Genomic DNA, 930 nt, shown 5'->3' on the forward strand with positions numbered 1-930 from the left:
ATCCGGATGCTCCATGAGCTTGGCGAGCTGCCACCATCTGTCCCGACCAACAGTCTTGGCGGCGCCAATGGCCACAATGACTGGCTCTGGAATGTTGCTGGTAACAGAACGCATCTTCGAGAAGGTCGTGTCATCGAGCGCCAAAGCCGACTTCACCGTGTCGGGCGTGTGGCCGCGCTTGAGAATGCGATCGGCAAACAGGGTCCTTTCGATGAAGGACAAATTGGCCCTTGCGGCGTTCTCTTGGCCCTGGGCAATAACATGATCCTCATCGCCCATCTTCTTGACGACCGCGCGTACTGGCCGTCCCAGCTGGCGGGCAACCTTGACGCGCCGATGCCCGAAGACGGTCTGAAAGCGACCGGAGAGCTCAGGATGAGGCCTGACCAGGATCGGAGAATCTTGTCCTCTTTCCCGAATGGCCGCAAGCAACTCCTGATATGCCTCATCGTCTTCGTCCAGGCGATCCGAAACGAAGGAGGTGTCTACAAATGCCGGATCGAGATCCACGACCGAGCTCTTGGAGAGCTCCTCGAAGGATTGCATGATGGAGCGCGACGCCCCGCGAACGGCATACCCGGATACGTCCTTCGCATCAGCCACTGCCGTCGCAGGGCCCAACACACTGCCGAAAATGTCCCTGCGTGCCATTTAACCGCCTCCAATCGCGGTTAGCGATTTGATTTCAAAGACAAAATTTCCAGTTTTTACTGCCGTAAACTTCGCCGTCATGACCGTCCCCACGCACGATGGATCAGCGTCGCGATTTCAGCATTGACCGCATCGAGGGATTCCAGTGCACGGTCGTAGGTGGAACGGGTAAAGGCCGACTTCTCCACCTCGTAGAGCGTCTGCTTGGTGAGACCCGCGTCCGAAATCGCCGTCGACTTCAACATCGGGTTCTCCAGGATCTGGCCGGCAAGCATGGAC

The 930-nt window shown here is 57.8% G+C and carries 1 protein-coding gene and 1 pseudogene; both read right to left on the minus strand.

The features are described from left to right. Window positions 1–651 (minus strand): plasmid partitioning protein RepB (gene repB, locus EN925_RS37605; RefSeq protein WP_128337449.1); only part of this gene is annotated, 651 nt, incomplete at its 3' end. A 77-nt stretch (window positions 652–728) separates the two neighbouring features. Then, a pseudogene (locus EN925_RS37610) lies at window positions 729–930 on the minus strand (plasmid partitioning protein RepA); the annotation flags it as partial.

Origin of the sequence: Mesorhizobium sp. M7A.F.Ca.US.006.04.2.1, assembly GCF_004022915.1 — a bacterium.
GTDB classification, from domain to species: domain Bacteria; phylum Pseudomonadota; class Alphaproteobacteria; order Rhizobiales; family Rhizobiaceae; genus Mesorhizobium; species Mesorhizobium ciceri.